Below are 8134 nucleotides of genomic sequence, written 5' to 3' on the forward strand. Positions count from 1 at the left end.
AGACTTTGGCGAGCCGGCTTGAAAACTTACCTGAATGCCGAGGGATTATTTGTTCGACGGATGTCAGACAGCTGTTCGACCCGTGTCAGTCAGCTGTCCCACATTCGTCGAACAGCTGTCCGACACGGGTCGAACAATATTTTCCTGCCGAGAGAAGCAAGCTCAGGTGGAGGACAATCGGAAATGAGAGGGCGATGGCGTTTTATTCTCTCCCCTCTGTTTTTTCCTGTCTCTTATGCAGGCTTCTCAGTTCAAAAGAAAGCATCACACGGAAGATTCCGATGATTAGTAGCGCATAGGCTATCATATAAACAAGGGTGAATACGCCCAGCCCCGGTTGCCAGATAATAGCTATACTACAGAGGATAGCCAGGATACCGAAAGCCATATACCAACCCCAGTTACCGGTCCCGAACCGTTTCAGATCCATCGCATAACCGGTAGAGGAGAAGCCTCTAAACATTAGCCAGAAAGCCAGGATGAAAGGAAGGACAGTCATACTTAGACCCGGACTGGCCATCAGATAAATACCAAGTATCAGATCAATGATACCGCCAGCCAGATACCAACCCCAGCTGGAAATATGTTTTCGATTCGATACGGCAAACAGTATCTCGAGCGTACCGCTAACGAACATGGCAATACTGAAAAGGATACTTAAAGCAACATAACTGGCCAGTGGTGTAAACATCAGGCATATGGCAATCAGGATATAGAGTAATCCCAGGAGAAGTGAAACCCACCAGTTCTGTACGGCGGAACTAATTTTTTCGTTAAATGCATTCATATTGAGTAACTTTTAAAAATTAAAGAATTTATACTGTAACAAAGCTTAGGAAAGAAAGGTTTTAAGGTAAAGGCAAACCGGAATATTTTATATACATTTGTCCTCTGTTAAAATAAATTATACACAAGAAAAAGTCTGCTCTTATGAAAGGTATTGTACTGGCAGGAGGTTCGGGTACCCGTTTGTATCCAATCACCAAGGGTGTTTCCAAACAATTGTTGCCGATTTATGACAAGCCGATGATCTATTATCCTATATCCGTTCTTATGCTGGCCGGAATACGGGAAATATTGATCATTTCTACTCCGCAGGATTTGCCGGGATTCCGTCGGTTACTGGGAGATGGTTCGGATTATGGTGTTCGTTTTGAGTATGCTGAGCAACCTTCGCCCGATGGTTTGGCACAAGCTTTTATTATCGGGGAGAAATTTATTGGAAATGACTCGGCTTGCCTGGTTTTAGGCGACAATATTTTCTATGGACAAAGCTTTACGGCTATGTTAAAAGAGGCCGTTAACAATGTGGAGAACGAACAAAAAGCAACCGTGTTCGGTTACTACGTGAACGATCCCGAGCGCTATGGAGTAGCCGAATTCGACAAAGACGGGAATGTATTGAGCATTGAAGAAAAACCGGAAGCTCCGAAATCGAACTATGCTGTGGTAGGACTCTATTTCTATCCGAATAAAGTGGTTGAAGTGGCAAAGAATATTAAGCCGTCGGCACGCGGAGAACTGGAGATCACAACAGTAAATCAGGAGTTCCTGAACGATGGAGGACTTAAAGTGCAATTGTTGGGGCGTGGCTTTGCATGGCTCGATACAGGTACGCACGATTCGCTTTCGGAAGCTTCTACCTTTGTCGAGGTGATTGAAAAACGTCAGGGATTGAAAGTCGCTTGTTTAGAGGAAATCGCTTTCCGGAAAGGCTGGATCGATGCGGCTAAACTGAAAGAACTCGCCGCTCCGATGATTAAGAACCAATACGGTCAGTATTTATTGAAACTGATAAAGGAATGAATAAAGATAGTAAAATATTCGTAGCCGGACATCGTGGCCTGGTTGGATCGGCCATATTGAAGAACCTGCGGCAGAAGGGATATGCGAACTTCGTTTTGCGTACGCATGCAGAATTAGACCTGACCGACCAGTCGGCGGTAAATGAATTTTTTGCTGTTGAGAAGCCTGAATATGTATTCCTTTCGGCTGCTCATGTCGGAGGTATTATGGCGAACAGCGTGTATCGTGCGGATTTCATTTACATCAATCTGATGATACAGAACAATGTGATCCATGCTTCCTATATTAATAAGGTAAAGAAACTCTTGTTTTTGGGTAGCACCTGTATCTATCCGTGTGAAGCTCCACAGCCGATGCCGGAAGACTGCCTGTTGACGTCCCCGCTGGAATATACCAATGAACCGTATGCTATTGCTAAGATCGCAGGAATAAAAATGTGTGAAAGCTATAATCTGCAGTATGGAACCAACTATATCGCCGTAATGCCGACAAACCTGTACGGTCCGAACGATAATTTTAATCTGGAAACTTCTCATGTCCTTCCGGCTATGATCCGTAAGATCCATCTGGCAAAATGTTTGCATACAGCCGACTGGGAAGCGTTACGCGAGGATTTGAACACACGTCCGGTAGAAGGTGTTTCAGGTGATTCCTCTGAAAAAGATATTTTGGCTATCCTTGAAAAGTATGGAATTTATCCGGGTAGAGTGGAACTTTGGGGAACAGGAAAACCGCTTCGTGAATTCCTTTGGAGTGAGGAAATGGCGGATGCTTCTGTTTATATAATGGAGCATATCGATTTCGCAGATGTCCGTCCTGACGGTAATGAAGTCCGTAACACGCATATTAATATAGGTACGGGAAAAGAATTATCCATTAAAGATGTGGCTACCCTGATCAGGGAAAAGATCGGTTTTGAAGGTGAGCTTACCTTTAATTCATCCAAGCCCGATGGGACTTTGCGAAAGTTAACCGATGTAAGCAAACTCCATGCCCTGGGCTGGCGTCATCGAATAGAGATTGCCGAAGGAGTAGAACTTTTGTATAACTGGTATTTGAACAAACAATAATAAACTTATTATAATGAGTAAAGTAGCTTTAATAACAGGTATAACAGGACAGGATGGAGCCTATCTGGCTGAATATCTTGTAAAGAAAGGGTATACCGTACATGGTATCAAACGTCGTTCGTCTATGTTTAATACAGATCGTATCGACCATCTCTATCAGGATCCGCATATCGAGAACAGAAACCTGATCCTTCATTACGGTGACCTGACCGATAGCTTGAATCTTACTCGCATTATCGGTGAAGTACAACCGGATGAAATATACAATCTGGCAGCAATGAGCCATGTGAAAGTAAGTTTCGATACCCCCGAATATACCGCTAATGCCGATGGTTTAGGTGTTTTGCGTATTCTGGAAGCTGTCCGTTTGTTGAATCTGACACAGAAAACCCGTATTTATCAGGCATCGACATCCGAATTATACGGTTTGGTACAGGAAGTTCCTCAGAAGGAAACTACACCTTTCTACCCAAGAAGTCCGTACGCCGTAGCTAAACTTTATGGCTACTGGATAACAGTCAACTATCGTGAAGCATATAAAATGCATGCATCCAATGGTATTTTGTTCAATCATGAATCGCCGTTACGGGGTGAGACTTTTGTTACCCGTAAAGTAACCCGTGCCGTATCGCGCATAGCATTGGGAATGCAGAAAAAAGTTTATATGGGAAATTTATCCTCTAAACGTGACTGGGGGCATGCGAAGGATTATGTTCGTGCCATGTATGCCATTCTTCAACAGGATGAACCATCTGATTATGTAATTGCTACGGGAATAACCACGACTATTCGTGATTTCATCAGTAAAGCATTCGAAGAAATAGGTGTAGAGGTTATTTTCAAAGGAGAAAATGTTAATGAGGTAGCATCATTAAACTATATTGACGAAAAAATGTTTATAGAGAAAGTGGGTGAGTCTTACCTCGAAAGTTTTAAAGAACGAATAGGAGAGGAAGTCGTTGGTGTTGATCCGCAATACTTTCGTCCGACTGAGGTAGATTTACTTATCGGGGATGCTACAAAGGCCCGTATCCGGTTGGGATGGGAGCCAAAATACAGCCTCGATGCTCTTATTCACGATATGATGCAGAATGATGTCAAGCTTATGAAAAAAGAGTCTTACCTACGTGAAGGCGGGTATAAAATTCTGAATTATTTTGAATAAATTAAGAACAAAATATAGATTTAATTTGTTTTAGTTAAAAAAAGAGTTAATTTTGCTCTAAATTTGAGCGTTATTCGAGGTAATTGATTGTTTAATTAAAATGTTGATGAATATGAAGACTAAAGTATTACTTTTGGCTTTGTTGTCAGGTTTCGTTTTTTCTGTGTCTGCACAGGAATTTAAACCACAAGTTGGTTTTAGTACTGAAAAAGGGTATAAGACAAATTTCAAGAAAAACAAAGCTGGCGACAATTGGTTTATTTCTGTTGCTGGTGGTGCAAGTATTTTATTAGGTGACCAGAATAATAAAGCAGATTTTGGTAACCGTTTGAATTTTGCTCCTCAGTTCTCATTTGGTAAATGGTTTAATCCGTATCTGGCATTCCGTGCTCAGTTGAACGGTGGTGTTTTACATGGATTTTATCAGAATGATGCCGATGCTACTTTGATGCAGCATAATAAATATGCAGCTGCTCACGTAGATTTGTTATGGGATGTAACTAATTTCTGGGGTGTTTATAACGAAAAGAGAGTATTCCGTTTGATCCCTTGGGTTGGTTTTGGTTATGCACAGCGTTTCAAAACAACAGAATCTGCTGAATTTGCAAGAACTGAATCTCCTACATTGAATGCCGGTATTCTTACTGCCTTCCGTTTGAGCAAACGTGTTGATTTGAACGTGGAAGTTCAGGCTTCTTTATTGAACGAACAGTTTAACCGTATTTCTATGTATCACCTGACTGACGGTATTGCTCAGGTTAGTGCTGGTTTGACATTCAAATTGGGTAAAACTGATTTCGAAGTATTGGAACCGATGGATTACGCTTTGTTGAATGACCTGAACAATCAGATCAACTCTCTGCGTGCTGCTAACGACGAATTGAGCAAACGTCCGGAATCTTGTCCGGAATGCGAAGAAGTAGTAACAACTGTCGTAAACAATTATGTTGACAATGTAGTATACTTCCGTTTGAACAGCTCTAAAATTGACAAGAACCAGCAGATTAATATTTACAATACTGCTGAATTCATGAAAGGCAACAATACTCCGATCAAGGTTATCGGTTATGCTGATAAGAATACTGGTAGCTCTAAGTATAACATGGGTCTTTCTGAAAAACGTGCTAAAGCCGTTGCTAAAGAATTGATCGAAAAATACGGTATCAACTCTAATCAGATCACTATCGAATGGAGAGGTTCAGACGAACAGCCGTATAGCGAAAACAACTGGAACCGTGTTGTTATCATGTCTGCAAATAATTAATTATTTTTTAATTATATCTGAAAAAGGCTGCACATTATGTTGTGCGGCCTTTTTTTTGCACGGATTTATGATTACTTTTGTGGAATTTTAGAATATAATTATGGAATTCGACAAAAAACATGGCTACCTTATCCAATGGTGCATAGGAATGGGCGATTTGCTTGTGATAAATCTGCTGTTCTTCGCTGTCTATTATGGTTTGGGGGAGTTTTATACGAAAGCGATATCTTATAGTCTGAGAGAGGTGATTCTTCTATTGAATTTTTGTTACTTTTTCTCTCTTTATTTTATCCCCATGCAGTTGCATGTGGCAGTCGTTTTTATTGATAAGATCGTTCAGCGTGCTTTTGCCCTGATATCTATACTGGTCTTTTTGTTTGCAACCTGTCTTATATTCTTGAATATCGGTGATGTCTTGGCGACATTCCTGTTGGTTTATTATGTAATTACGGTTGTGGTCTTTTCGCTTTGGCGTGTTTTGGTTCGTGTTACTCTGAAAATGTACCGGAGAAAGGGATACAACTTTAAGAAAATTGTTATTGTCGGAGCTGGAAAGAATGGTATGGAATTGTATCGAGTCATGAAAGATGATCTATCATACGGTTTTAATATAATGGGTTTTTTCGATGATAACATATCCTTGCAAAGTGCGTTGCCAAACTATCTGGGGATGACGCACGAAGTGGAGGAATATGTCCTGGCAAATGATATAGACGAGGTGTATTGCACCCTGCCGGGAACGCAGGATGAAAAAATATTACGGATAATGAATTTTGCTGAAAAGCACATGATCCGCTTCTATATTGTTCCGGAGTTTTACAGGAATATAAAGAAGAGCCTTGTTATGGAAATAATGGAGTCGATTCCATTGCTGGCTATCCGCCGTGAACCATTGCAGGCTGCTTATAACCGGGCTTTAAAACGGTCTTTTGATATTGTTTTCTCCTTGGGGGTTTTATTGACGATCTATCCTGTACTTTATGTTATTATTGGAACTCTGATAAAGATAACTTCTCCGGGACCTATCTTTTTTAAACAAAAACGTACAGGTCTCTATGGGCAGGAATTTGAGTGTTATAAATTCCGTACAATGCGTGTGAATGCTGATGCCGATAAGCTGCAGGCGGCAAAAGACGATCCCCGTAAAACCCGTGTCGGTGATTTTCTTCGCCGTACGAACCTGGATGAATTTCCCCAGTTTATTAATGTATTGAAAGGAGAAATGTCGGTAGTAGGTCCCCGTCCTCATATGCTGAAACATACTGAGCAATATTCTGCCCTTATCGATAAATATATGGTGCGTCACCTGGTAAAACCGGGAGTTACAGGATGGGCGCAGGTAACCGGCTACCGTGGAGAAACAAAAACATTGGAACAGATGGAAGGCCGTGTAAAGAGAGATGTGTGGTACATCGAAAACTGGTCGTTTTTCTTGGACCTGAAGATCATTGTGGTGACGGTTTTGAATATGTCAAAAGGTGAAAAGAATGCCTATTAAACTTATTAATTGCACACTTTTTATGTATTTGTGTAATACGAATGCATATTTGTGTTATCTTTGCAGCCGATGGGAAGGATACTAGCAATTGATTATGGCCGGAAGCGTACCGGGATTGCTGTTACGGATACTTTGCAAATGATTGCAAATGGTCTGACGACAGTGCCAAGCGGTGAACTTGTTGCCTGGTTATCCGGTTATGTATCTAAGGAACCGGTTGATCTGTTTGTTGTCGGTCAACCTAAGCAGATGAATAATGAACCCTCCGAGAATATGAAATATGTAGAGGCTTTTGTTACGCATCTGAAACGAACTATCCCGGATATTCCGGTAGAATATTATGATGAGCGTTTTACTTCTGTTCTGGCACATAAGGCAATGCTTGACGGTGGTTTAAAGAAGAAGAAAAGACAGGATAAAGGCCTGGTAGATGAGATCAGTGCTGTTATTATCCTACAATCATATTTAGAAAATAAAAAATATCAGTTTTAGTTTATGATTTTACCAGTATATTTATATGGTCAGCCCGTATTAAGAAAAGAGGCTGAAGATGTTCCCAAAGATTATCCTGATTTAAAACAATTAGTGGCTAACATGTTTGATACCATGTACAATGCCGACGGAGTTGGATTGGCAGCTCCCCAGGTGGGATTGTCGCTTCGTCTGTTGGTGATCGATGCCGATGTGATGGGGGACGATTTTCCCGAATGTAAAGGTTTCAAACGTGCGATGATCAATCCGGATATCGTGGAACGTAGTGAAGAGGAAATTTCGATGGAAGAGGGTTGTCTTAGTCTTCCGGGTGTACATGAAAAGGTATCCCGTGCTAAAAAGATCCGTGTGAAATATATGGATGCGGATCTGGTGGAGCACGATGAAGTAGTGGACGGTTTTGCTGCCCGTGTGGTACAGCACGAATGTGAGCATCTGGAAGGCCATGTGTTCATAGATAATGTGTCACCCATCCGTCGCCAATTGAATAAAGGAAAACTAAATAGTATTATTAAAGGGACTGCTCGTTGTTCATACAGAGCAAAAGCTGTCGGTAAATAATAAAACTCTATTAAATAATCAGTATGACAGATTTAAGTAAAAACATTCAGGCCCTCAGGGAGAAGAAAGCCGTCGTAGAGATGGGTGGAGGCGAAGCTGCTATCGAAAAGCAGGTTGCTATGGGTAAACTTACTGCCCGTGAACGTATTCTTTCCTTGCTGGACAAGAACTCTTTTCATGAGTACGATTTGTTTGTTAAGCATGATGGTCGCGATTTCGGGATGGACAAGAAAGACTTTCCGGGTGACGGTGTAGTTACAGGTACAGGTACTATCTTC

The 8134-nt window shown here is 41.3% G+C and carries 9 protein-coding genes; 8 read left to right on the forward strand and 1 reads right to left on the reverse strand.

All coding sequences use genetic code 11. From position 1 onward, the window contains the following. Positions 1-202: 202 nt before the first annotated feature. Complete coding sequence (locus QZ076_RS09260) at positions 203-787, reverse strand: DUF308 domain-containing protein (protein WP_293712697.1); 585 nt, start codon at positions 785-787, stop codon at positions 203-205. Between the two features lie 143 nt (positions 788-930). Here QZ076_RS09260 and rfbA point away from each other — a divergent pair, with 143 nt between their 5' ends. The 8 genes from rfbA to QZ076_RS09300 form a co-directional block, all read left to right on the forward strand. Beyond that, on the forward strand, positions 931-1806 hold the full coding sequence (gene rfbA / locus QZ076_RS09265) for a glucose-1-phosphate thymidylyltransferase RfbA (protein ID WP_293712699.1): 876 nt from the start codon (positions 931-933) through the stop codon (positions 1804-1806). Next, on the forward strand, positions 1803-2876 hold the full coding sequence (locus tag QZ076_RS09270; RefSeq protein ID WP_293712700.1) for a GDP-L-fucose synthase: 1074 nt from the start codon (positions 1803-1805) through the stop codon (positions 2874-2876). The genes rfbA and QZ076_RS09270 overlap by 4 nt, the downstream gene beginning before the upstream one ends. Positions 2877-2889: 13 nt before the next feature. Beyond that, positions 2890-4041: a GDP-mannose 4,6-dehydratase gene (gene gmd, locus QZ076_RS09275; RefSeq protein WP_293712702.1), complete on the forward strand. Its 1152-nt coding sequence runs from the start codon at positions 2890-2892 to the stop codon at positions 4039-4041. Positions 4042-4153: 112 nt separating this feature from the next. Beyond that, positions 4154-5305, forward strand: coding sequence for an OmpA family protein (locus QZ076_RS09280; RefSeq protein ID WP_293712704.1), 1152 nt, complete (start codon positions 4154-4156; stop codon positions 5303-5305). Positions 5306-5405: 100 nt separating this feature from the next. Then, the gene (locus QZ076_RS09285; RefSeq protein WP_293712707.1) at positions 5406-6803 is read left to right on the forward strand and encodes an undecaprenyl-phosphate glucose phosphotransferase; all 1398 of its coding nucleotides are present in this window, start codon (positions 5406-5408) and stop codon (positions 6801-6803) included. 69 nt (positions 6804-6872) lie between these two features. Continuing rightward, entirely contained in the window at positions 6873-7295 is a 423-nt protein-coding gene (gene ruvX / locus QZ076_RS09290; RefSeq protein ID WP_028728202.1) for a Holliday junction resolvase RuvX, read from the forward strand. A gap of 3 nt (positions 7296-7298) precedes the next feature. Then, a complete protein-coding gene (gene def, locus QZ076_RS09295; RefSeq protein WP_293712709.1) occupies positions 7299-7856 on the forward strand; it encodes a peptide deformylase in 558 nt (185 codons plus the stop codon). 23 nt (positions 7857-7879) lie between these two features. Continuing rightward, positions 7880-8134: carboxyl transferase domain-containing protein (locus QZ076_RS09300; RefSeq protein WP_293712711.1), on the forward strand; the 255-nt coding region annotated here is incomplete at its 3' end.

It is taken from the genome of uncultured Parabacteroides sp. (assembly GCF_905196875.1).
In the GTDB taxonomy this organism is placed as follows: Bacteria; Bacteroidota; Bacteroidia; order Bacteroidales; family Tannerellaceae; genus Parabacteroides.